Genomic DNA, 25,404 nt, shown 5'->3' on the forward strand with positions numbered 1-25,404 from the left:
TTTAGTTTAAAGTTGCTTCGTATATTTTCCAATCATGGAGTCCTTGCCCTGTCATATCTCCATAAATAACATACATTTTGTTATTTACAATACACATTTCTTCAATAGCTTCTAATCCACTAGCATTTGGCAGATTATGTTGCAACTCTTGATATGTATTATTTAATGTATTAAAAACTCCAATATAACTTTCTCTGTTTGAAATACCCACAACCGTATTCCCAGTAAATGTAATCCCTGCAACATAAATTAAGTTTTGGTAAGCTTTTACATAAGTCACGTTCATATTTTGATTCATCTCCAAGGTTTCTATGTTACTTGGGTTGTCTAGTGGAATAATATAAATAGTATTCTGTGGCGGTTGTACTGCTGGGAAATCTGTAGCACCTCCAAAAACGTATAATTTATTGTTGATTATAGTAGCATCTGCACCATATCTAGCTTCTGGCAATGTTGCAAAAGGTGTATACGTTTGTGTTGCCATATTAAACCTAAATATTTCTTTGGGATCACCCGTATAATGACCTCCAACAATATAGATGTCATCGCCTTGTGCTGCAGTCCCGAAAACCGCTTGCCCAAAATTACCGCCAGCAGGGTAAGAATTAGGACTCGATGATAAATCCAGCTCATAAAACTCAACTGTTTGTGTATTGACCATGGATAATTTATTATTTAAAACATGCAGTTTTTTATACACATAGTTATAACTACTTGTTATTTGTTCTGTTTCTGTTCCATTGACCAAATCAATTTTTAGTACTCTTTGCGATTGACTATTATTATAATACCCGTTATGAGCCAGATATATGCTTTGATCACTATTCGCTCCGATCATTCCTGTTCCAAAAATTGGCAATGACGCATTTACTGTGAACGCTTCTGTAAATTGAAGTGAAGAGTTTTCAACTGACGCATAGTCTTGTAGTGTTTTTGGTACCAGCGTGAGTTGTAATTCAATAGCATTTTCGACTTCAAAATTTGCTACAACTGAACCATTTTCCTGTATCCCGTAAGTCATATTTGAATTGGAAGAAAATTGAGTAGCACTTTCCGCAAGAAAGCTATATCCGTAATTTTCTGGCGCTTTGTAATAATCTTGTTTAGCCTCATTGGCATTGGCGGCATCGTATTGAATAGCATCGCCTTGTCGCCACTCAATGTTGGTGTCTGAGAAGATAAATTCGTCATCTCTAACATTAAAATTGGAAGAAATGTTTATTGTATTTTGCCCGTTTTGCAAGATGGCTTGACTAATTCGCCATACTTTTTCGTTGGTTCCCGTTAACAGTTGTATACTTTCTGCGCGCAATGCATCCAAAGAAGTTTCATTTACAACAGGTGTGCTGCCATCATCAGACGAACAAGAAATCACACAAATTAACAGAAAGCTACATAGTATTTTTTTCATAGAACTTTTTTTTGGTTTCTATGTATATAGACGCGTTCTTTTTGAAAAAGGTTCCCGATAAGGCAAAAAAAAATGCTCATCCGAAAAGATGAGCATCTAAAAGTTTTATAAAGTACGGTTTAGTTTTCTGCTGGTAAACCGATCGTTGAGATTCTATAATCTTTATCAAAACCGATTACTTTTTTATACACAAGGTAAAATGGCAACTGTGCAAACGACATGGTAAATAAGACTCCGATTCCACATAAAATGAGTCCCACTATGTAAGCCATAATTCCGAATAACACCACAGACAAAAAGGTTATTCCCCATTTTTTGGTTCCTAAATTAAAAGATACGCTAATAATATCATTTGCGGTCATTTCTGGATTAAACGCAAAGAACAGCGTAAAAAATGTGATTGGAATAATTACATAAAATAACGGCAAGTAGCATAACAACGCTGCTGGTATTGAGATTAAAATAGAAGCGCCGACTAAAACCGCCATTTTTTTGTAATATCTTTTTTGGAAATAGTAAAAATAATCATCATTTCCCAATTCGTCATGATCTTTCATTTTACAAATCCTAAAAAATGCTGCAGAAATCGCCATAGAAGCGACTCCTGAAATCAAAATAATTAAAAGGATTCCTACAATGAGTAGTAAAACCATTGGCAGTGCAGCAGCTGGCGCTACATCTTCACCCAATGCGCCTACTGTAACCCCAAAAAAACCTAACATCATAAATAGAGGAATATAGGAAATTAATACAATGATAAAACCTACGACAACTTGTAGCAATCGCGCAATAAATCCTTGCAACCAAACTTTCTTAAAAAGCTCCATGGATTCGTTAAAAATGTCTCCAAAATCCAATGATGGAGCATTGTCGATTTTTTTTGTTAGTTCTTCTTTAGTCATATTAAAATAATGGTTGATTCTACACAAAAATAGCAGAATAATTGAGAGAGCCTTTATTTTTTAGAAAAAAACTCACAAACTATTTAACATGTCATTATGTCATATATTTTGAAATAATTCTATCTTTGCATCTTAATTCAAACTTATTTAGAGTTCAGCATATATTTTCATGGAGAAGATTATAGACGAAAGCAAGCAAGGAGAACGTATCGTATTGGAACATAATCCAGAAAACACGAGAAAGTTATATATAGAAAGTTACGGTTGTCAAATGAATTTTTCTGATAGTGAAATCGTTGCTTCCATCCTAGCCAAAGAAGGATTCAATACCACAGATCAATTGGAAGAAGCTGATTTGGTATTAGTAAACACTTGTTCAATTCGAGATAAAGCCGAACAAACCGTTCGCAAACGCTTGGAAAAATACAATGCGGTAAAAAAGCAAAATCCAACAATGAAGGTAGGCGTTTTGGGATGCATGGCAGAACGCTTAAAAAGTAAGTTCTTAGAAGAAGAAAAAATCGTCGATATGGTTGTGGGACCAGATGCCTACAAAGACTTACCTAACCTTGTACAGGAAATTGATGAAGGTCGCAACGCTGTCAATGTTATTCTATCAAAAGAAGAAACTTATGGAGATATTTCTCCAGTACGTTTAAACAGCAACGGAATTACTGCCTTGGTATCTATCACACGAGGATGTGACAACATGTGTACGTTTTGTGTAGTTCCGTTTACACGTGGTCGTGAACGCAGTCGTGATCCGCAATCTATTTTAGAAGAAATTAAAGAACTTGTAAGTAAAAACTATAAAGAAGTAACGCTATTAGGGCAAAATGTAGACAGCTATTTATGGTATGGTGGCGGATTGAAAAAAGATTTTGACAAAGCATCGGAAATGCAAAAAGCTACTGCTGTTGATTTTGCAAAACTGTTAGATATGGTAGCAACTACTTTTCCAAAATTACGTATTCGATTTTCTACATCAAATCCACAGGATATGCATGAAAATGTGTTGCGCATTATGGCTAAACATCGCAACATTTGTAATTACATTCACCTACCTGTACAAAGTGGAAGCAATCGTATTTTAAAAGAAATGAATCGCTTACACACACGTGAAGAATACTTTAAATTAATTGATAAGATTCGAGAAATACTTCCTGAATGTGGAATCTCTCAAGATATGATTGCTGGTTTTCCAACAGAAGCGGAAGAAGATCACCAAGATACCCTATCATTGATGGAATATGTAAAATATGACTTTGGTTATATGTTTGCCTACTCAGAACGTCCTGGAACACTTGCCGCACGAAAAATGGAAGACGATGTTCCAGAAACTGTAAAAAAACGTAGACTATCTGAAATTATCGCGTTGCAACAAGAACATGGAGCAATGCGAACCAAGGCACAATTAGGAAAAGTAAAAGAAGTACTTATTGAAGGAACGTCCAAAAAGTCTAAAGAGCATTGGATGGGACGTACTTCCGAAAACACAGTAGTGGTTTTTCCTAAAGAAAACTATCAACCTGGCGATTTTGTCAATGTTAAAATTATAGACTGTACTTCTGCCACATTAATTGGAGAAGCTGTAAGCTTTTCAGAAAATAATTAAGAATCAACCAAAACCAATAACATGAAAAAAACTTTTCTAATTACGTCAATCATCTTAGCTTTTTGCTGCTTTTCTTGCAACGATGAACTACTCGATAGCAATATTGTGGTTCAAGACCCAACCAATAATAGTGGCGGAAATAACGGTGGTGGAAACGGAAACGGTGGCGGAAACAGCACTACAACATTGAGTGCCTATTCGTTAGATTCTACCTCCAACGTGCCTATTTTTGGAGAAATTACTATTAACTCTGATTTTATTATCTCTAATAATGTCGTTCTTTCTGCAAATGTTGAGACCGTTGCATTCGGCACATCTGTTAATGGTGTTAGTACAATCACGAGAGACAACAATGGTAAGATTGTTCAAGTAGAAACAACCTCAGGAACTACCGTTTCTAATAGAACAACCATTACATATTCAGGCGATAATATTAGTCAGATTATGTATGAAGATCTCGAAGATGCTACTGAAAATTATACCTATACGTTTGCGTATAGCGGAACTACAGTAACTAGGACGAATGCTCCTGCAGATGAGTCGGCTGTGTTTACCTTTAATTCAAATAGTCAATTGATTTCAAAAGAATCTTTTTCAGGCACCAATAGTACACAATTAGAAACACTTACATACAGCGGCGGAAATTGCATAAGTTCAACCGTTAGCGGAAGTAATCCTGGCAACAATACATTTTCATATGACGCATTTACCAATCCATTGCAAACGGCTTTCAACGATCAGTATTTACTTTCTATTTTTGAGAGTGAAAACAATGAACAAGTTGCTACTCTAATCGCTACGTTGCACGGTACGAACAACTGGACTGGTATCCAGACCAACCAAGGAAATGTTAATTTCACAATCACTTACGACGCTAACAATAAAATTACTGCGCGAGATTCAAGTTTCGATTTGGGCGACGGTGTTGTCATTTCTCAATCAGAAGTATTTACATATCAATAATCTTTTTAGATGAAAAAAGTACACACATACGTTTCTATTTTACTGTTACTAATTTGTTTTTCATGTAATAATGAACCATATGATGGCGACATAATCATTGAAACACCAACTACGGGAACTCCAACAGATCCTACCAATCCTGATCCAGTTAATCCAAATCCAACAGATCCAACAACACCTGGAGCATCAATGCAATTAGCTGATTATGATTACATCAAAACTTTCACCTCAACTCCAGGCAATGAAACCTCGTTTACTGCAGATTTTGTAATCAATGCAAACAATCAATTTTTAGCACAAAACACCACATTTACCTTTTTAGGAACTACCGTAAATGGAACTGCCAATATACTACGCGATGAAAATAGCAGAGTTACACAAGTTCGCACAACAGTTGATGGAACAATTGTAAACCGCACGATTGTAACATACAATCTTGACAAGATAACAGAGATTAGATATGAAGACCTACAAGATTCTTCTGAAGACTACACCTTTACCTTTATTCATCTTAATAATGTGATTACACGAACCAAAGAGAATACTAATTCAACGACAAAATTTACCTTTGATGACACTACAAATAAGTTGATTTTAAGAGAAACAATGGAAAATGGAAATGTAGTCAAAACAGAAACAATCTCTTACGATACTAATGGCAACTTATCATCTGCGGTCATTACAGGACAGGATGCTAATACGTTCACTTATTCATATGACACCACGGCAAATCCATTATTAAGTTCGCTTAATGATTTGTATTTATTCTCCATTTTAAATGATGAATATGACGACCAATATGAACATTGGCAAGCCATTATATACAGTACCAACAATGTAACCTCTGCAAACACGTTGCAGGGCAACTCAAACCTAACTATTGAATACGACGCTAGCAATCGAATCATCAGTAGAAATGGAACCATTTTCTCATCACTTCCAAGTATTTCTAATGATGTAACCATTACTATTGATGAGCAATTTCAATACATAAACTAAAAAATAACCACAAACACATGGAATCCATACAAGCGATTAAACAACGTTTTGGAATCATCGGAAACGATGCAGGGCTCAATCGTGCTATTGAAAAAGCAATGCAAGTGGCACCGACAGATATCTCTGTATTGGTAACTGGTGAAAGTGGTGTTGGAAAAGAAAGTATCCCCAAAATAATTCACTCTTTATCACACAGAAAACACGGAAAATATATTGCTGTAAACTGTGGCGCAATTCCTGAAGGAACAATCGATAGTGAACTATTTGGACACGAAAAAGGCGCTTTTACCGGTGCTACGCAAACACGTAGTGGTTACTTTGAAGTAGCCGATAACGGAACTATCTTTTTAGATGAAGTAGGTGAATTACCTCTTACCACACAAGTACGTTTATTACGTGTATTAGAAAATGGAGAATTTATCAAAGTAGGTTCTTCCAAAGTACAAAAAACAAATGTGCGAATTGTAGCAGCTACAAATGTTAACATGTTTGAAGCAATCAAAAAAGGTAAATTCAGAGAAGACCTCTACTATCGTTTAAGTACTGTGGAAATTCACCTTCCGCCATTGCGCGCTCGAAAAGAGGATATTCATTTATTATTTCGAAAATTCGCTTCTGATTTTGCAATGAAGTATAAAATGCCTGCAATCCGTTTGGATGACAATGCTACCGAACTGCTTAAAAAATATCGTTGGAGCGGAAATATTAGACAACTACGCAATGTAGCCGAACAAATTTCTGTATTAGAAGAAAAAAGAACTATTACATTTGACACATTGCGTCAATATTTGCCAAACACAACAGGCAATTTACCTGCAGTAGTAGAAAACTCAAAAAGCGAGAGCGATTTCAGTTCAGAACGAGAAATTCTTTACAAAGTTCTTTTTGATATGAAGAGCGATTTGAACGACTTGAAAAAGCTCACCATGGAACTCATGCAAAACGGAGTTTCTCAAAAAGTGAAGGATGACAACGAAAGTCTCATTCAAAAAATTTACGGTGATGAAGATAGCAATGAAATCTTCCATGAAGAAGAAAACGAATCTCCTGTAAAACTACTGTCCATTCCTTCGGAGGTAACAGTAATGCCCGAAACCGACAAGTATCATTTTGCTGAAGATGTAGAAGAAGAAGAAACACTATCGCTACATGACAAAGAATTAGAACTCATCAAAAAAGCGTTAGAACGAAATAAAGGAAAGCGCAAAGCTGCCGCGAAAGAACTGGGAATTTCCGAACGTACATTGTACCGAAAGATTAAACAATTTGACTTATAAAAAATAATTCATGAAAAAGATACATATCCTATTAATTTTACTAGTTGGAGCAATTTCAGTGACCAGTTGTGGCATTTATAACTTTACTGGAACAGGCGACCTAAATGCTGAAACCTATCAAGTAAACTTTTTTCAGAACAATGCACCAATTGTAGAACCTGGATTAGATCGTGATTTTACTTTAGCGCTACAAGACCTGATTTTAAATCAAACTAGTTTAGATCTTGTACGTGCTAATGGCGATTTGGTATATGAAGGAGAAATTGTAGAATATCGCGTTTCGCCTATGAGTGCTACTGCAAATAATACGGCTGCACAAAACCGATTAACTATTGGTGTACAAGTACGTTTTACACATAAAAACAAACCTGAAGACGATTTTGATCAGCGATTTTCGTTCTTTTACGATTATCCAGCTTCTACACAGTTAACAGCTATTCAATCAACAGCTCATCAGGAAATTTTTGAACGTTTAACCTTAGATATTTTTAATGCTAGCCTAGCAAAATGGTAATATGAACATCTCTGATTTTACATATATCCTACAAAATCCTAAACACATCAATGCTTCACAAACAGAAGCGATTGACGCTATTATCAAAGAGTTTCCTTACTTTCAAGCGGCGCGTGTCATCTATTTAAAAGGATTAAAAAATCAAGATAGTTTCAAGTACAATCAACACTTAAAAACTACGGCTGCTTACACTACCGACCGTAGCATATTATTTGATTTTATTACTTCTAAAAACTTTGAGCAGCACAAAACTTCAAATGAACTCAAGGAACTTCACAATCAAACCAAAGAAATTGAAGTTGAAGTAGAAAACGTAACTGTAAATCAAAATCTTCAAATAGAAGATGCGATTAAAACAAAAATTCAAGAAGCAGAAGCAATTCTTGATCCCAACCTATTTCAACCAAAAACAAGTATTCCAATTGCTGCAAATCCCAAAGTTGAAGAAGAAGCGGATCAAGCAAAAGATGTAAAATCAAAGAAAAAGAACAAAAAGAAGAAGGAGAAAAAACAGAAAGAGAAAAAAATTGCACATACTGTTGATGAAAAATTGAAATCTCCTGAAGAAACACTGCAACTCGGGAAACCTCTTGCATTTGACAAAAAAGAAAAACATTCATTTACAGAATGGCTTCAATTAACAAGTTTTCAACCAATCAATCGTTCCTCAAAGACCGATAATGAAACTATTCCTAAAAAAAAGAAAACCAAAGAGCAAGTAAAAACTAATGTGTCTGTAGATGAAAAAAAGAAACGATTTGAACTAATTGACAAGTTTATTGACACAAATCCGAAGATAAAACCCAAGCCTACACTTGAAAAAACAATCAACTTAGCCAACGAATCTAGCGTAGACCAATCAGTACTTATGACTGAAACATTGGCCAAAGTATACCTTGAACAAAAGAAATATAAAAAAGCAATTACAGCTTATAATATTTTAATTTTGAAATATCCAGAAAAAAGTGGTTTCTTTGCAGACCAAATTCGAGCAATAAAAAAATTACAACAAAATAATTAATAAAAATGAGTTCAACTTATTACGTATTCATAATCTTAATCCTTATTGTAGCATTCTTGTTAATGTTGGTTATAATGGTGCAGAATCCTAAAGGTGGTGGATTATCTTCTTCTTTTGGCGGTGGTGGAAACCAGCAAATTGGTGGCGTGCAAAAAACGACAGACTTCTTAGATAAAAGTACTTGGGCGTTAGCAACAATTTTAATTGCATTAATCCTAATTACAAACTTTACAAACCTAAGTGCTGTAGGAGAGCGTTCAAAAGTAGCTGATGATACAGTTCCAACTACAGAACAAACTACACCACCAGCAGATACGAATACAAATTCAACTGACGGAAACAATACAGATGGAAAGTAAATTCCTCTGTTAATAGCATACAAAAAATGCCAGCTTGTCATAAGCTGGCATTTTTTATTTCAATTTGTCAGTATTCACACAATGGCACAATTTCTGCCAAATATGCAAACGTAAATAATCAAACAATCATTAAAATTAAATATTTAACAAAATGAGCAAAGTTAACATCAAACCACTAGCGGATAGAGTTTTGATTGCCCCATTACCAGCAGAAACAAAAACTGCTTCTGGATTGTACATTCCAGACTCGGCGCAAGAAAAGCAACAAAAAGGAACTGTTGTTGCGGTTGGATCTGGTAAAAAAGATGAGCCTTTAACAGTAAAAGTGGGTGACACAGTTTTATACGGAAAATTTTCTGGGACTGAGATCAAATTTGAAGGTGCTGATTACATCATCATGAGAGAAGATGACATTTTAGCAATTATTTAATTTAACCTAAAAACAGAATAACAATGGCAAAAGATATAAAATTTGATATTGAAGCACGTGACGGACTCAAACGTGGTGTAGATGCATTGGCAAATGCAGTAAAAGTAACCTTAGGACCAAAAGGAAGAAACGTAATCATCAGTAAATCATTTGGTGCGCCATCAGTTACCAAAGATGGAGTTTCTGTAGCTAAAGAAATTGAACTGGAAGACGCTCTTGAAAACATGGGAGCACAAATGGTTAAAGAAGTGGCTTCTCGTACAAATGATCTTGCAGGAGACGGAACAACTACAGCTACTGTATTAGCACAAGCAATCGTTAAAGAAGGTTTGAAAAACGTAGCTGCTGGAGCAAATCCAATGGATTTAAAGAGAGGAATTGATAAAGCTGTGGCTGCAATTACTGAAGACTTACAAAAACAAGCAAAAGAAGTTGGAGATTCTTCTGAAAAAATAAAACAAGTAGCTTCTATTTCTGCTAATAATGATGAAGTTGTAGGAGATTTAATTGCACAAGCATTTGGAAAAGTTGGAAAAGAAGGTGTAATTACAGTAGAAGAAGCGAAAGGTACTGACACATACGTAGATGTAGTTGAAGGAATGCAATTTGACCGAGGATACTTATCTCCTTATTTTGTGACCAACTCTGAAAAAATGGAAGCAGAATTGGAAAATCCATATATCTTATTATTCGATAAGAAAATTTCTTCCATGAAAGATTTAATGCCTGTATTAGAGCCTGTCGCTCAAACAGGAAAACCATTATTAATCATCGCAGAAGATGTAGACGGAGAAGCATTAGCTACTCTTGTTGTAAACAAGCTTCGTGGCGCTTTAAAAATTGCTGCCGTAAAAGCACCTGGATTTGGTGACCGAAGAAAAGCAATGTTAGAAGATATTGCCATTTTAACTGGTGGAACTGTAATTTCTGAAGAAAGAGGATTTACACTAGAAAATGCAACAATCGACATGTTAGGTACTGCAGAAAAAATCACAATTGACAAAGACAATACAACGATTGTAAATGGTGCTGGAGATGCAGAAATGATTCAAAATCGTGTAGGACAAATTAAAGCACAGATTGAATCTACTACATCTGATTATGACAAAGAAAAACTTCAAGAACGTTTAGCTAAATTAGCGGGTGGAGTTGCTGTACTATATGTTGGTGCCGCTTCAGAAGTTGAAATGAAAGAGAAAAAAGATAGAGTTGATGATGCATTACACGCAACAAGAGCTGCTGTTGAAGAAGGTATCGTTGCCGGTGGTGGTGTTGCATTAGTACGCGCTAAAGGTGTATTAGAAAATATTACAACCGACAACTTAGACGAAGTAACAGGAATCAAAATCATTGCTCGTGCTATTGAAGAGCCTTTACGTACCATTGTTTCAAACGCTGGCGGCGAAGGAAGTGTTGTGGTTTCTAAAGTAATGGAAGGAAAAAAAGATTTTGGTTACAATGCTAAAACAGATGAATATGTAGACATGCTTAAAGCAGGAATCATTGACCCTAAAAAAGTAACTCGTATTGCTTTAGAAAATGCTGCTTCTGTTGCAGGAATGATCTTGACGACTGAATGTGCATTGATCGACATCAAAGAAGAATCAGCTGGCGGAGGAATGCCTCCAATGGGCGGCGGAATGCCAGGAATGATGTAAAAAATCTTCAAAAAATTCAACATACAAAACCTCTCAATTCAATAGATTTGAGAGGTTTTTTCATTTTCTATTGGTAAGATAATAAATCTATGATTTAAAAAATTATCTGAAAAATCTTATAATTTGGTACTTTTTTTGTGGTTTTGTTAACTCAACATTAACAACCCATTATTATGAAAGAAAAGAAATTAATTCTATGCATAGTTATACTGCAACTGATGTTTGGTATAATGCATGCGCAAAAACCACAAACTATTGAAGATGAATACGCAGCGTATTTTACCTTACCACGAGAAGCACTGTATGTACATCTTAACAAAACTACCTTTTTAAAGGGAGAAGAAATTTGGTTTAAAGGATATACCTACGACCAAAAAAATCAACTCACATCCAAAGCCACGACCAATATTTACGTAGGCGTGTACGATGCTGCTGGAAATCAACTTAAAAAAGCACTATTTAAAGCTGAAAATGGTGTCATGCAAGGAAATTTCCAAGTAGATTCTACTTTTTCTAGCGGAACGTATTACATCAAAGCGTCCACGAATTGGATGAAAAATTTTAAAGAAAATGATGCGTTCGTTCAAAAAATCGAAATTGTTTCCGATCAAGAAACAGTCGAAAAAAACGAAACAAGAGTCGAAAAAAACTATGATTTTCAATTCTTGCCAGAAGGAGGACATATTGTAGTTAATACACTTAGCAATGTTGGCTTTAAAGTAATTGACGAAAATGGAAAAGGCGTGTCAGTTTCTGGAATTGTATACAATGACAATCAAAAACAGGTAGCTTCTTTTGAAAGCAACACATTGGGTATGGGTAAATTTTTATTTCAACCGAAAGAAGGTCAAAAGTATACTGCCGAAATTAAATTGGAAGACGGAACAGTTCTCACGGAAGTGTTGCCTGAAGCAAAAGACCGAGGAATTTCGATGGTACTCCACAATCCGTTTGAAGACAAAGTAATCATTAATTTCAGTACGAATCAGCAAACCTTGTCGTATCCACAACACACAAACTACAAAATCTTAATTCATCAAAATGGAAACTTAAAAACAATCGATTTGCAACTTGACGCTACCGAAAAAGCATTGAGCATTTTGAAAAAAGACCTATTCAAAGGAGTAAACACTATAACAGTATTTAACGACAATGGAAATCCTGTGTTGGAACGTTTATTTTTCAATGATTATTTTGTAAAAAATGTAGAAATCAACGTTTCAAAACTAAATACCTTTAACGATTCTATTGTAGTATCGCTCAACGAATTAAAATTGAACGAAAACGCTAATCTCAGTGTTTCTGTGTTGCCAGAAATGACCAAAAGCTACCAGCCCCAGCACAATATTCTTTCTAATTTTTACCTCAAACCACATGTAAAAGGTTTTATTGAAAATCCGCAATACTACTTTCAAGACATGGATCGAAAGAAAAAATACGAGCTCGATATTTTATTGTTAACACAAGGTTGGAGTCGATACGAATGGAACGATATTTTCGGTAAAAAACCCAATGCACTCAATCGTTTTGAAAACGGAATTACTATCAAAGGACGCGTAAACAGACCTACAAAAGAGGTGGATCGTATTTTTATGTATGCAACCAAACATCATTCGGCTCGCTTTATTGAATTGGACAAAGACAAAAATTTTACCATTACAAATCTATTTTTGGAAGAAGGTGAAGAAATTCGCTTTTCGTACGTAGACAAAAGAGGTATTTTTAAAAAGCCAGGCATGTACCTGAATTTTAGAGTAAGTAACAAAAGTGATCGCATTTCTCAAACATTATTGAACACAGCACAAACAAACTCAGAAACTTCTGCCAACTTTACCATTCCTGAGAATTTTATATACAAAGATTCTCAATTGTTAGATACCGTAGTATTGGTAAAAAACACCAAAGAAGTGTACAAAGATCCTATTTTGGTAAACGCAAAAGTGTACGATTTTGGGGAGCAAGAATACAGTCGTTTTGTAAATGTAACCGATTTTATTCAATACAACGGATATGAAGTTGCAGAAAATTTAGGCCGTGTTGATATCCGCACAAGAAGGCGTCCAGTCGCTGTGCCAACAATCTATTTTGACGGTGTTCGCATTAGAGATTTTAGCGTTTTATACAATTTATCTTCGTTCAATGTAGAGCGTGTTGTAATTGATAAAACAGGTGTCGGCGAAGGTGTAAATGCAGGTTTTGGTGGTGTAATTAAGATTTACACTCGCAAAACACCTCTATTTAAAAATGGAGAAAACACTAATGAAATGTATGTAGCTTCAGAAGCTCCCTATCCTTTTAAAAGTAAAAAAACATACTATTCACCAAATTACACGTCCTACTTAAATCCGATGTTTGAGCGTTATGGCGCAATTTCTTGGATTCCAGAGTTGAAGTTGGATAAAAATACTGCGGCAAACTTTAAAATATTTGACACCAAAACACGAAATATAACACTGTATATTGAAGGAATTTCAGAAAATGGAGATTTGATTTCTGCTCAAAAAACCATTCAAGTACGCTAATCTTCATATTTTACACATACTATAAGTTCGATATAAAAAAAACTTCAACTGTTTTCGTTAGAAGAACACTTATATCGAACTTATGTTAGTAAGTAAGTTTTTTTTTAGAACTTCTTTACACTAAAAAAAGCTTCTATCTACAGTATAAATTTAGCTTATGAGCTATTTGCATCTCTTAAAAAAGAACAGAAACTAAACTTCTTCGTTCTTTATTTTTCGTTGATAGTAAAAAGCTGGCAGTAAAATCATTACAAATAAAGGCTGGATTAAAAAGCGACGAATATAAAATGTAAGTAGATAATCTTCTTCTAAATTGTGCTGAATAAAGTAGAAATACAAAGAAATTAAAACTACGAATGCCACTATATACAAGCCAATAGAAAACAGCAACACATGTTTGTTTTCAAAAGCCACATAAATAATCCCTAAAGAAATCAACATATTTAAACCGTAACGAAATATATGATGTACAAATAACTTCCATGAATCATATGCAGGAGGTTGTGCTTGTAAATAATCATTTTTAAAAAAATCTAAGAAAGGATCGTAAAATAGTTGTTGTTCAAAAGCACGGATTAATATCAACAAACCGACTAAAAAACCTATTACAATATATTTCCAAACCTTTGTCATCTATTTTTTTGAAAATTTTTGAACCCATAACATCCATAATAAAAAAACCATTCCATAAATAATGGTTGGAAACACAATATGATGCAACACATATTCTTGTTCAGGAAAACGATACAAACCAATTCCTAAAACAACTAAGCGAAATAAATTTGCCAAATACACCAACACACTTCCTATAAGTACAAACAAAATGGTATTCTTTAAATTTCCCGTAAACGCAATTACAAAAGTTACAAATAGAATTAACACACTGATAGAATTACATCCTTCCACAATACGACCAACGTACTTGTCATGAATTAGTAATTTCATGGTAGGTTCAGAATCGTGAATTTCTACTTTCGAATCGTATCCAAACGCATCAATAATAGTTTCCGTTTGGTGTGCTACGACTTGCGTAATTCCGTCAGGCTGTCCGTCAAAATTACTCAAATACAAACTATACACATACGTGAGAATACTGTACGTAGCAAAGAATTTTATAATAAATCCTAGAGCCGATTTGTAACGTTTGATACTTTCTAACAAGATTCTAAAATCATTCAATGAATTACAAACTTACAGCAAAACCCTTTCAAAATGTCACAATTCACATAAATTTTGTCGGATTCTTTTTGGGGAAGATTTTATTCGTCTTATGATGAAAGATTTTTAGATGAATTTCGACTATTTTTGCCGAATCAAAATTTATAAAACATGAGTTTAGCTATATATAAATCTGAAATTGAATCGATCCTAACCACCGAAAATCTCTCTGTAGACGATCGATTAACCAAAATATGTCAAGTATTACAAGAAAATATTGATTACTATGATTGGGTTGGTTTTTACTTTAAGAACGGTGACAAACCTGAATTAAAACTACGTGCATTTGCGGGCGAACCTACCGATCATACAATCATTCCGTTTGGCAAAGGAATTTGTGGACAAGTAGCCGTTTCTAATGAAAACTTTGTCGTACCAGATGTCAAAGCGCAAGACAATTACATTGCGTGTAGCATTCATGTCAAAGCAGAAATTGTGATTCCTTTATTTGTAAATGGCGAAAACATCGGGCAAATTGATATCGATTCGCACACGCCAGATCCGTTTACCAAAGAAGACGAAGAATTTTTAGAATTTGTAAACGAAAAAGTAGCAGAGATTCTTTCTTAGAGAGTCGTGAGCTATTAGTAGTGAGTATTGGGAATCTTTTCCTAAGAGACTTTTAATTACTTAAAAACGTCATGCTGAGCTTTTATGCTGCACTTGATTCAGTACGACCCAGTACCACACATATAAAAACTGACAAACATTTTCTATTAATAATGTTTGTCAGCTTTTTTTAAGAGAACTCCTCATTCCGTTACCAACATAAAATTCTCCACTAATTATTTCCATAAGAGCGTGTTTTTTTAGTGTTAATTAGTACTTTTGCAGCTTCACACAACACAATTAAACAACTCAACTATAATGAATTCCCAAAAACAAGCAAAATCAGCTTTAATTTCGGTTTTTAACAAAGACGGATTACAACCCATTGTAGAAAAACTGTATGCATTAGGTGTTACCATTTACTCAACCGGAGGAACAGAAAAATTCATCAAAGACCTTGGTATTCCTGTTGTTCCTGTAGAAGATATCACTTCTTATCCTTCTATTTTAGGTGGACGCGTAAAAACCTTGCATCCAAAAGTATTTGGTGGAATTTTAAATCGCCAAAGTAATGAAAGTGATGTTGCCGAATTGGCACAATATGAAATTCCGCAAATCGATATTGTTATTGTAGATTTATATCCGTTTGAAAAAACGGTAGCTTCTGGAGCAAGTGAACAAGATATTATTGAAAAGATTGATATTGGAGGAATCTCTTTAATCAGAGCTGCTGCTAAGAACTTTGCAGATGTAGTATGCGTATCTTCGGTAAACGATTATGAACACTTTTTGCATTTATTAGAAACACAAAATGGTGCATTTACGTTAGCTGATAGAAAACAATATGCAGCCAAAGCGTTCAACGTATCTTCACACTACGACACAGCAATCTTCAACTATTTCAATCAAAATCATGAAATTGCAGCATTAAAAGTGAGCGAAACAAACGGAAAAGTATTGCGTTACGGGGAAAATCCTCATCAAAAAGGGTTTTTCTTTGGGAACTTTGACGATATGTTCGACAAGGTACACGGGAAAGAATTGAGCTATAATAACTTACTAGATGTAGATGCGGCAGTCAATTTAATGAACGAGTTCACTAATGATGATCCAACATTTGCCATTTTAAAACATAACAACGCTTGTGGTTTTGCTACACGCGCTACCATTCACCAAGCATATGTAGATGCGCTAGCAGGTGACCCTGTATCTGCTTTTGGAGGCATCTTAATTGCCAACACGAAAATTGACAAAGCGACCGCAGAAGAAATTCACAAGCTTTTCTGTGAGGTAGTCATTGCACCTTCGTATGACAATGATGCACTAGACATTCTCAAAGGAAAAAAGAACCGAATCATCTTGATTCAAAAAGAAGTTTCCTTGCCAGAAACGCAAGTTCGCACATGTTTGAACGGTGTATTAGTACAAGACAAAGATGCAAAAACAGACAGTCTTGAAGATTTAACATATCCTACAAACAATAAACCTACAAATGCGCAGTTAGAGGATTTACTATTTGCTTCTAAAATATGCAAGCATACCAAATCGAATACAATCGTTCTTGTAAAAAACAAACAGTTGTGTGCAAGTGGTACAGGGCAAACGAGTAGAGTTGATGCGCTGCGACAATCCATTGAAAAAGCAAACAGTTTTGAGTTTGATCTTGATGGAGCTGTGATGGCTAGTGATGCTTTTTTTCCGTTTCCAGATTGTGTAGAAATTGCAGACAATGCTGGAATCAAGGCTGTCATCCAACCAGGAGGATCTATAAAAGATCAATTAAGTATTGACTATTGCAATGCAAAAAATATGGCAATGGTATTTACAGGCACAAGACATTTTAAACATTAATTTTTTATACTTTTGCAATTCAGTATTAGCGAATTACAAAACATATATAAATAGCAGACATAACAGATGGGATTTTTTGATTTCTTAACAGAGGAAATAGCGATAGATTTAGGAACTGCAAACACCTTGATTATTCATAATGATAAAGTGGTTGTTGATAGTCCATCTATAGTCGCCAGGGATCGCATATCCAACAAGATTATAGCGGTTGGGCAAGAAGCGGCACGCATGCAAGGAAAAACCCATGAAAACATCAAAACAATTCGTCCCTTAAAAGATGGCGTAATTGCTGATTTTGATGCATCTGAAAAGATGATTAGTCTGTTTATAAAAAATATCCCTGCGCTTAAAAAGAAATTATTTCCGCCTTCACTTCGCATGGTTATCTGTATTCCTTCTGGAATTACCGAAGTAGAAATGCGTGCGGTAAAAGAATCTGCCGAGCGTGTTAACGGAAAAGAAGTTTATTTGATACACGAGCCAATGGCAGCAGCCATTGGTATCGGTGTCGATATTATGCAACCCAAAGGAAACATGATTGTTGATATTGGTGGAGGAACCACCGAAATCGCCGTGATTGCTTTAGGTGGAATTGTATGTGATAAATCAGTTAAAGTAGCGGGTGACGTGTTTACCAACGATATCGTATACTACATGCGTACACAACACAACTTATATGTAGGAGAACGCACTGCTGAAAAAATTAAAATTCAAATTGGAGCCGCAACCGAAGATTTGGAAGTTCCGCCAGAAGAAATGTCTGTACAAGGGCGTGACTTATTAACTGGAAAGCCGAAACAGGTACAAATTTCATATCGTGAAGTTGCCAAAGCTTTAGACAAATCAATCTTACGTATTGAGGATGCCGTGATGGAAACCTTATCACAAACACCTCCAGAATTGGCAGCCGATATTTATAATACGGGAATTTATCTTGCTGGTGGAGGATCTATGCTCCGCGGATTAGACAAACGCTTGTCTCAAAAAACCGATCTTCCTGTATATATCGCCGAAGATCCTCTAAGAGCCGTTGTACGAGGTACAGGAATAACCTTGAAAAACTTAAGTAAATTTAAAAGCGTATTGATTAAATAAGAATAGGAAGAATACATGCAACAGATCATTAATTTTCTAAGAAAGAATAGAAATTTTATTCTCTTCGTGCTGTTGTTGTTGATATCTCTTGCGTTTACGATTCAGTCGCATTCCTACCATCGAAGTAAGTTCATCAACTCTGCCAATTGGCTTTCTGGTGGTATTTATGAAAAAACGAATAGTATTTCCTCTTACTTTACATTAGAATCTGAAAATAAACGTTTGGTAGAAGAAAATCGTCGTTTGAAAATGCTTTTACACAATCGGAAAGATAGCATTGATGCTATTACATTTATTGACAGTACTTCATTCGCAACAAATTATCTATTTAGAAGTGCTAAGATTATCAAAAATAGTTACGCACGTCGTAATAATGTACTGTTAATTAACATAGGAACTTCAGATAGTATTGCTACCGATATGGGAGTCATCAACTCAAGCGGTATTATAGGAGTAGTTGATGAAGTGGGTAGTAGCCACGCAACAGTCATAAGTGTTTTAAACTCTATTTCGAAAATCAATGCGCAATTAAAAAATACCAATCACTTTGGAACATTAAGTTGGGACGGAAATAATCCAAATATTGTTCAATTAGAGGATATTGAAAAAATTGTACAACTCAAAGAAAATGACACAATCATTACTGGTGGAAATTCTACCCTATTTCCTAAAGGCATCATGATTGGCACTATTAAAGATTTTACATTGAATACCTCTAAAAATTTATACGACATTAACGTCCAATTGTTTAATGACATGACCAATTTAGAACACGTTTTTGTCATTGAAAATTTACATCGTGAAGAAATAGATAATTTATTAGCCCCGAATAACTAAATCAAATGGGTCCAACAATTTTTTGGAATAGCGTACGATTTATCATCGCCGTTTTGGCGCAAGTATTGATATGCAATCATATCAATTTTTTGGGTTATATAGACCCTTTAGTGTATATATATTTCATATTGCTATTTCCTTTCAATGCAAATCGTAGTTTATTTTTAGTCCTAGCTTTTTTATTAGGACTTACGGTAGACATGTTTTCAGACACAGGTGGCGCACATGCTTTTGCTAGTGTTATCATTGCTTATATACGTCCTTTCGTATTGAGGTTTGCTTTTGGAATTAGTTACGAGCATCAATCTGTAAAGCTTGAAAATACAGCGTTTGGTCAACGAATGGTGTATGTTGTCATTTTAACCTTCATACATCATTTTTTCTTCTTTTTATTAGAAATTTTTAACATTTCAAACATACTTATCATCCTTAGAAATACACTATTCTTTAGTATCTTTACCATTCTAATTACCACATTATCAATATTTTTATTTAGTCGAAAAAATTCATGAGGAAACTATTGTTATACCTTGTTGTTGTTTCTGTTGGCATCATTTACACGGGAAGACTTTCCTACCTTCAATTGTTCAATGAGAATAAGGTAGCTACTAACTTCCTGAATGATAGTGCTATCAAAACTGTGTATGACTATCCTGAACGTGGTTTTGTTTATGATCGCAATGGCGAATTATTAGTTGCTAATCAACCTTCATATGACGTTATGGTTGTGCCACGAGAAGTTGAAAATTTTGATATTGAGGAGTTTTGTAAACTTTTAAATATTTCTCCTGAAGAATATGAAGAGAACCTTACAAAGGCAAAAAAATACTCTTGGCGAATTCCTTCTGTATTTGTTCCTCAAATGTCCAAAAAAGAATATGCTTTTCTACAAGAAAAGATGCATCGTTTTAAAGGATTCTACATTCAAAAACGTTCTATTCGTAACTACCAAACTTCTGTTGGTGCAAATGTATTAGGATCTATTGGAGAAGTAAGCAATGCTGACCTTCAAAAAAATCCATATTACCAGTCGGGAGAATTGATTGGTAAAACGGGTATTGAAAAATCATACGAAGACGTTCTTCGAGGTATCAAAGGCGTAAAATATATTCAAAAAGATATTCACAACAATGTAATTGGCCCTTTTGAAAACGGAATTCATGACACACTTCCTGTCAATGGAAAAGATATTCAAATTACAATAGATAGCAAGCTTCAAGAATATGGAGAAAAACTAATGATTAATAAACGTGGAGGAATTGTTGCAATTGAGCCTTCCTCTGGAGAAATTTTAGCTTTAGTATCAGCTCCTAGCTATAATCCTAACTTGCTTGTAGGTCGCCAACGATCAAAGAATTATAGCGAATTGCATTACGACTCAATCAATAGACCATTATACGATAGAGGATTACTTGCACAGTATGCGCCAGGCTCTCCGTTTAAAACTTTGAATGCCTTAGTCGCTCTACAGGAAGGCGTCATTACTCCACAAACTACATACACCTGCCATCACGGATATTATTACGGCAGAAGCAATCGAAAGATGGGCTGCCACTGTGGAAGCGGAAAGCGCAATGTGATTAATGGTGTCGCAAAATCTTGTAATGCTTATTTTGCAAATGCTTACCGACAAATTATAAGCAAATACGATTCGCCTCGAGAAGGCATGAATGTGTGGAGCAATCATATTAAAAGTTTTGGCTTAGGAGATTATTTTAACAATGACCTTTCAACAGGAAGAAAAGGAAGAATTCCCACTGGCGACTATTATACAGATCAGTATTTTAAACATGATCGTTGGCATGTATTGAATACAATATCGAATGCCATTGGGCAAGGTCAAGTAGAGCTAACTCCAATTCAATTAGCCAATATGACCGCTACAATTGCTAATAGAGGACATTATTACACACCACACATCATCAAAAAGATTGATGGAGAAGACATAGACGATCCACACTTTACAGATCCTAAATATACTACGATAGCCAAAAAACATTTTGAGCCTGTTATTGAAGGGATGCACGATGTATTTAGTATGGAAAAAGGTGGAACAGCCCGTTTTTTAAATGTGCCAGGCATTGAAATTTGCGGAAAAACAGGAACTGCTGAAAACTTTACTATTATTGATGGTAAAAAAACACAGTTAACCGACCATTCTATTTTTGTTGCTTTTGCTCCTAAAGACAATCCTAAGATAGCCATAGCGGTTTTTGTTGAAAATGGATATTATGGCGCGCGTTGGGCTGGAAAGATTTCTAGCTTAATGATTGAGCTATATCTAAAAGGAGAAGTTACACTGAAAGACATGGAAAAACTAGTGCTAGAAAAGAGTTTGGAGGAAGAATATGCAAAACCACTAAGCGGAAAACCATTCACCATTAATGAATAGAGAAGCAAAATTTGTAAAAAAAATTGATTGGTTTTCCATACTACTATATTTCTTATTGGTAGGAATAGGTTGGATTAATATTTACTCTGCATCTGTTACCGAAGAACCTACAAGTATTCTTGATATGAGCCAATTATACGGAAAACAGCTCTTTTTTATTGGTTCAAGCATCATGCTCATTATTCTCATCCTGTCAATAGAAGCAAAATTCTATGAACGGTTTTCAAGTATTATTTATATAGTTTCCTTGATAAGCTTATTGGGTTTAATGGTGCTGGGAAAAAACATAAACGGTGCTACTTCCTGGTACGCTATTGGCAGCTTTACGTTGCAACCTTCTGAATTTGCTAAATCAGCCACGGTTTTAGCCTTAGCAAAGTATTTGAGTGATATCCAAACCAATATTAATTATTTCAAACATCAACTCATAGCTTTTGCTATTATTTTAACTCCTCCCTTGTTGATTATGCTACAGCCTGATGCTGGAAGTGCAATGGTCTATATGGCATTCTTTTTTGTATTATATCGCGAAGGATTGCCTGCCATTTATTTATGGATAGGATTTCTTCTTATTTTACTATTTATTATCACACTAAAGGTAGGCTATATTTATACCATCATAGGAACAGTTATACTTGGACTCATCTGTATTTTTTATGTCTTTAAAAAAGAACTGAAACGGCATAGAAAAACAACCTTAGCACTTACTTCTTTGGTAGCTGCAATAAGTTTTATTTTAGCAGTCAATTATATTTTTTACAATGTATTTCAACAACATCATCGCGATCGATTTACGTTGGTTTTAGGTTTAGAAAAAGACCCTGACAAATTAGAGAAAATTAGAAAAACCTTTGGGTTCAACACCAATCAATCACAAATTGCTATTGGTTCTGGTGGTTTTTGGGGAAAAGGTTGGTTACAAGGAACACGTACCAAAGGAGATTTTGTCCCTGAACAAGACACCGATTATATTTTTACTACAGTTGGTGAAGAATGGGGCTTTTTAGGAAGCTCAATGGTTATTTTCTTATTTGTCGCATTACTTTTACGGATACTTCATCGAGCCGAGCAACAAAAAAATAAATTTAGCCGAGTCTATGGGTATAGTGTCGCCGCTATCCTATTCTTTCACTTTGCAATCAATATTGGAATGGTAATCGGTTTATTTCCGACTGTAGGAATCCCACTGCCATTCTTTAGCTATGGTGGTTCTGGACTTTGGGGATTCACTATTTTACTATTCATATTCATCAAACTTGATGCAAATCGAATTAATGAATGGTAATATTTCTTTTTTATCTCTGCAGCTTCTAAAATTCGTTACAAAAATGTTAAGTACGGAATTACCGTAATTTTTTCTTACAAAGCTTTGCTATCTTACTGTAATCGTTTAACCAAAATTATGTACTCATGTTACAAAGAATTTCAAAATTAGGGGCTGTATTAGGAAAAAAAGAACAACGAAACATTACGGGAGGAGCTTGGCCAAGAACAGAACAAGAATGTCTTAATTGTGGAGGCGAATGGCACGCACCACTTTGTGCTTTATCGCACGACTCACCTTGTGCTTAATAAATCCTTGAAAACGTATGACTTGAAAGCGAACTAAAGTTCGCTTTTTTATCACACATGCTTCATTTTATAAATTGAACATAGCTTATTTCTAAAAAAAGAAAGCGTTACAGTATACTTTAAAAATACTTTCTATCTTTAGCTAGACAATTTTTAAATTTTAATTTCCCCCTACCAAAATTAAAATGAATTAGATGGAACATATTATACTCAACTTACTTACCAACAATAGTTACTTACATATTGATCGCGAACTGTTGAATTTACAACTGTTATCGCATCCAGAATATCCAAGTTTAAAATCAATTACCGATACCCTCGATTATTTTGAGATTGATAATCTAGCAGCCAACGTGCCTAAAGATGCGCTTTCACAAATGCCTGATTGTTTTTTGGCCCTTATTAAGAATGAACGTGGAGAAGAAGTCGTTTTGGTTGAGAAAAGAAAGGGCACAATACTACTCACAGATGCAGAAGAGAAGAAAGAAAAAGTAACCGAAACAGTTTTTGCTGAACGCTGGACAGGAACAATTGTTGCCGTAGAAGAGCTTGAAAAAACTGTTAATGCAAAATCTATACAATCTGCACTTCCCTATTTTATCATTGCTGCGATTGCTTCTATCAATGTAATGATTAACTTTAGTTTTCCTTATTTACTTTATACATCTTTAACACTTGTCGGATTGTATATTAGTATTTTAATTATTCGGGAAGATTTAGGAATAAAGAGCAAAGCCGTTGCCAAAGTTTGCGGTGCTATTTCTAAAAATAGTACTTGTAGCGAAGTGATAAATACTGAGGGAAATAAACTTTTTGGACTTATTTCCTTGAGCGATGCTTCCTTTGTTTTCTTTGCAGGATTATTTTTAACCTTATCAGCTGTTGGGTTTCATCAAAGTACCTTGCTAGCCTTATCTATTGCAGGAATTCCAATTGTCATATATGCATTATACCGCCAAGGCATAGTATTAAAAAAATGGTGTGCATTATGCTTGCTCATTGCCGGAATCTTACTCTTAAAAACAGCTTTACTAGCCGCTACATTTAGCTTTATTTGGGTATTGGATTGGTATTACATAGCCAAACTTGTAAGCGTATTTGCCCTACTATATATTGGTTGGATGTATTGTAAATCATATTGGGAAAGTCATGAAAAACTTGCCTCTACCGAAACAGATTTCTTGAAGTTCAAAAGAAACCCTGAACTTTTTAAAACTATGTTACGTGAACAAGGAGTTCAAAATACAGAAGTAATTCCGCAGCCACTTCGTATTACTTTTGGAAATCCTAATGGAGTTATTAAATTACAAGGCGTTACCAATCCGTTATGCGGCTATTGCACAGCTGCTTTTGAAGCATATGACAAGTTAATGCAAACTTATGGAAATGATATCAGCTTAGAGTTTATATTTAACGTTCCTCCAAGTGTTGAACATACCAGCAACCAAATTGCTTCTCGATTAATCGATTTATATGGAATCGATCCGCAGAAATCATATCAAGCGCTTAAAGAATGGTATGCCAATAGAAGTATTGATGAGTGGCAGCAAAAATTTGGAAAACCAGAAAATACCAATGCTCAAGAAACTCTAAAGACACATAAAGAGTGGTGTGATGTAAATGATGTGCATTATACACCTGCAAGTATTTTAAATCATTATTTCTTTCCAAAATCGTATGAGGTGAAAGATTTGCCTCTATTTATTCAAGATATGATTTTGGAAATACAACAAGAAGAATCAACATCTTAGCATATATCACCCAAACTACTTTCAATTTTTTAAAAGGTGTATTGTTTTTAAGCAATGCACCTTGTTTTGTGTGAAATGTTTTTTAAACAAGCGACTTCTTATAGGTTTGATGTATATTAAGTTTTATTTGACAACTTACTTTTATTCAAGCTGCTTTATAGTTAATTACGGGTTTCCCGTAAATGATTTGCGATTTCATTTTATACTTTAGTATGTATTAACTTTTAAACTTTTTGTCATGAAAAAAAGAAATCTTACATCCTTAAAGCTCAACAAGAAAACAATTTCAAACGCAAAAACCTCAGTTACTATTAAAGGAGGAGGAACGCATTATGAATCAATTTGTGATTGTCCTACTACCATACGTACAGTTACAATAAATAACGATTAAAACTGCAAAGTTAAGAAAGCGGCTTCTAGGTCGCTTTCTTTTTAATTACTATTTTATATAGTTTAAAAAAGAAGACT

24 protein-coding genes are annotated in these 25,404 nt (G+C 34.7%); 20 read left to right on the forward strand and 4 right to left on the reverse strand.

The window, feature by feature from the left end:
* Position 1: 1 nt before the first annotated feature.
* Positions 2-1,411, reverse strand: coding sequence for a Kelch repeat-containing protein (locus tag AA088_RS00205; protein WP_156168324.1), 1,410 nt, complete (start codon positions 1,409-1,411; stop codon positions 2-4).
* 119 nt (positions 1,412-1,530) lie between these two features.
* Positions 1,531-2,313: a hypothetical protein gene (locus AA088_RS00210; protein ID WP_046742937.1), complete on the reverse strand. Its 783-nt coding sequence runs from the start codon at positions 2,311-2,313 to the stop codon at positions 1,531-1,533.
* A gap of 169 nt (positions 2,314-2,482) precedes the next feature.
* Here AA088_RS00210 and miaB point away from each other — a divergent pair, with 169 nt between their 5' ends.
* The 10 genes from miaB to AA088_RS00260 all read left to right on the forward strand — a co-directional run bounded on the left by miaB (position 2,483) and on the right by AA088_RS00260 (position 13,671).
* On the forward strand, positions 2,483-3,928 hold the full coding sequence (miaB, locus tag AA088_RS00215) for a tRNA (N6-isopentenyl adenosine(37)-C2)-methylthiotransferase MiaB (protein WP_046742938.1): 1,446 nt from the start codon (positions 2,483-2,485) through the stop codon (positions 3,926-3,928).
* Between the two features lie 21 nt (positions 3,929-3,949).
* A complete protein-coding gene (locus AA088_RS00220) occupies positions 3,950-4,891 on the forward strand; it encodes a hypothetical protein (RefSeq protein ID WP_046742939.1) in 942 nt (313 codons plus the stop codon).
* Positions 4,892-4,900: 9 nt separating this feature from the next.
* Positions 4,901-5,890, forward strand: a complete 990-nt coding sequence (locus AA088_RS00225; protein ID WP_046742940.1) for a hypothetical protein — start codon at positions 4,901-4,903, stop codon at positions 5,888-5,890.
* A 17-nt stretch (positions 5,891-5,907) separates the two neighbouring features.
* Complete coding sequence (locus AA088_RS00230; protein WP_046742941.1) at positions 5,908-7,167, forward strand: sigma-54 interaction domain-containing protein; 1,260 nt, start codon at positions 5,908-5,910, stop codon at positions 7,165-7,167.
* 10 nt (positions 7,168-7,177) lie between these two features.
* Positions 7,178-7,681 carry an LptE family protein gene (lptE, locus tag AA088_RS00235; RefSeq protein WP_046742942.1) on the forward strand — a complete coding sequence of 168 codons (504 nt, stop codon included), beginning with the start codon at positions 7,178-7,180 and terminating at the stop codon, positions 7,679-7,681.
* Between the two features lies 1 nt (position 7,682).
* Complete coding sequence (locus AA088_RS00240; RefSeq protein ID WP_046742943.1) at positions 7,683-8,702, forward strand: tetratricopeptide repeat protein; 1,020 nt, start codon at positions 7,683-7,685, stop codon at positions 8,700-8,702.
* A 5-nt stretch (positions 8,703-8,707) separates the two neighbouring features.
* Positions 8,708-9,061, forward strand: a complete 354-nt coding sequence (gene secG / locus AA088_RS00245) for a preprotein translocase subunit SecG (protein WP_046742944.1) — start codon at positions 8,708-8,710, stop codon at positions 9,059-9,061.
* Between the two features lie 151 nt (positions 9,062-9,212).
* Positions 9,213-9,491: a co-chaperone GroES gene (locus AA088_RS00250; protein WP_046742945.1), complete on the forward strand. Its 279-nt coding sequence runs from the start codon at positions 9,213-9,215 to the stop codon at positions 9,489-9,491.
* Between the two features lie 23 nt (positions 9,492-9,514).
* Positions 9,515-11,149 carry a chaperonin GroEL gene (gene groL, locus AA088_RS00255; protein WP_046742946.1) on the forward strand — a complete coding sequence of 545 codons (1,635 nt, stop codon included), beginning with the start codon at positions 9,515-9,517 and terminating at the stop codon, positions 11,147-11,149.
* 173 nt (positions 11,150-11,322) lie between these two features.
* A complete protein-coding gene (locus AA088_RS00260; RefSeq protein ID WP_046742947.1) occupies positions 11,323-13,671 on the forward strand; it encodes a hypothetical protein in 2,349 nt (782 codons plus the stop codon).
* A 192-nt stretch (positions 13,672-13,863) separates the two neighbouring features.
* On the opposite strand, the gene AA088_RS00265 is transcribed toward AA088_RS00260, so the two are convergent.
* The gene (locus AA088_RS00265; RefSeq protein WP_046742948.1) at positions 13,864-14,304 is read right to left on the reverse strand and encodes an exosortase F system-associated membrane protein; all 441 of its coding nucleotides are present in this window, start codon (positions 14,302-14,304) and stop codon (positions 13,864-13,866) included.
* Positions 14,305-14,832, reverse strand: a complete 528-nt coding sequence (gene xrtF / locus AA088_RS00270) for an exosortase family protein XrtF (RefSeq protein WP_046743170.1) — start codon at positions 14,830-14,832, stop codon at positions 14,305-14,307. It abuts the gene before it with no gap.
* 168 nt (positions 14,833-15,000) lie between these two features.
* Between xrtF and AA088_RS00275 the strand changes: the two genes are divergently transcribed.
* From AA088_RS00275 to AA088_RS18110, 10 genes are all read left to right on the forward strand, one after another.
* On the forward strand, positions 15,001-15,459 hold the full coding sequence (locus tag AA088_RS00275; RefSeq protein ID WP_046742949.1) for a GAF domain-containing protein: 459 nt from the start codon (positions 15,001-15,003) through the stop codon (positions 15,457-15,459).
* Positions 15,460-15,756: 297 nt separating this feature from the next.
* Positions 15,757-17,289, forward strand: coding sequence for a bifunctional phosphoribosylaminoimidazolecarboxamide formyltransferase/IMP cyclohydrolase (gene purH, locus AA088_RS00280; protein ID WP_046742950.1), 1,533 nt, complete (start codon positions 15,757-15,759; stop codon positions 17,287-17,289).
* A 66-nt stretch (positions 17,290-17,355) separates the two neighbouring features.
* The gene (locus AA088_RS00285) at positions 17,356-18,384 is read left to right on the forward strand and encodes a rod shape-determining protein (protein WP_046742951.1); all 1,029 of its coding nucleotides are present in this window, start codon (positions 17,356-17,358) and stop codon (positions 18,382-18,384) included.
* A gap of 15 nt (positions 18,385-18,399) precedes the next feature.
* Entirely contained in the window at positions 18,400-19,221 is an 822-nt protein-coding gene (mreC, locus tag AA088_RS00290; RefSeq protein ID WP_046742952.1) for a rod shape-determining protein MreC, read from the forward strand.
* A gap of 5 nt (positions 19,222-19,226) precedes the next feature.
* Positions 19,227-19,733, forward strand: a complete 507-nt coding sequence (locus tag AA088_RS00295) for a hypothetical protein (RefSeq protein ID WP_046742953.1) — start codon at positions 19,227-19,229, stop codon at positions 19,731-19,733.
* The gene (mrdA, locus tag AA088_RS00300; RefSeq protein WP_046742954.1) at positions 19,730-21,613 is read left to right on the forward strand and encodes a penicillin-binding protein 2; all 1,884 of its coding nucleotides are present in this window, start codon (positions 19,730-19,732) and stop codon (positions 21,611-21,613) included. The genes AA088_RS00295 and mrdA overlap by 4 nt, the downstream gene beginning before the upstream one ends.
* Positions 21,606-22,898, forward strand: coding sequence for a rod shape-determining protein RodA (gene rodA, locus AA088_RS00305; RefSeq protein WP_046742955.1), 1,293 nt, complete (start codon positions 21,606-21,608; stop codon positions 22,896-22,898). Before mrdA ends, rodA begins: the two co-directional genes overlap by 8 nt.
* A gap of 125 nt (positions 22,899-23,023) precedes the next feature.
* Positions 23,024-23,185, forward strand: coding sequence for a hypothetical protein (locus AA088_RS18610; RefSeq protein WP_164484228.1), 162 nt, complete (start codon positions 23,024-23,026; stop codon positions 23,183-23,185).
* 194 nt (positions 23,186-23,379) lie between these two features.
* Positions 23,380-24,936, forward strand: coding sequence for a vitamin K epoxide reductase family protein (locus AA088_RS00310; RefSeq protein ID WP_046742956.1), 1,557 nt, complete (start codon positions 23,380-23,382; stop codon positions 24,934-24,936).
* 238 nt (positions 24,937-25,174) lie between these two features.
* Positions 25,175-25,327, forward strand: a complete 153-nt coding sequence (locus tag AA088_RS18110; RefSeq protein ID WP_156168326.1) for a hypothetical protein — start codon at positions 25,175-25,177, stop codon at positions 25,325-25,327.
* The last annotated feature ends 77 nt before the right edge of the window (positions 25,328-25,404 follow it).

It is taken from the genome of Kordia zhangzhouensis, from assembly GCF_001005305.1.
Classification (GTDB): Bacteria; Bacteroidota; Bacteroidia; order Flavobacteriales; family Flavobacteriaceae; genus Kordia; species Kordia zhangzhouensis.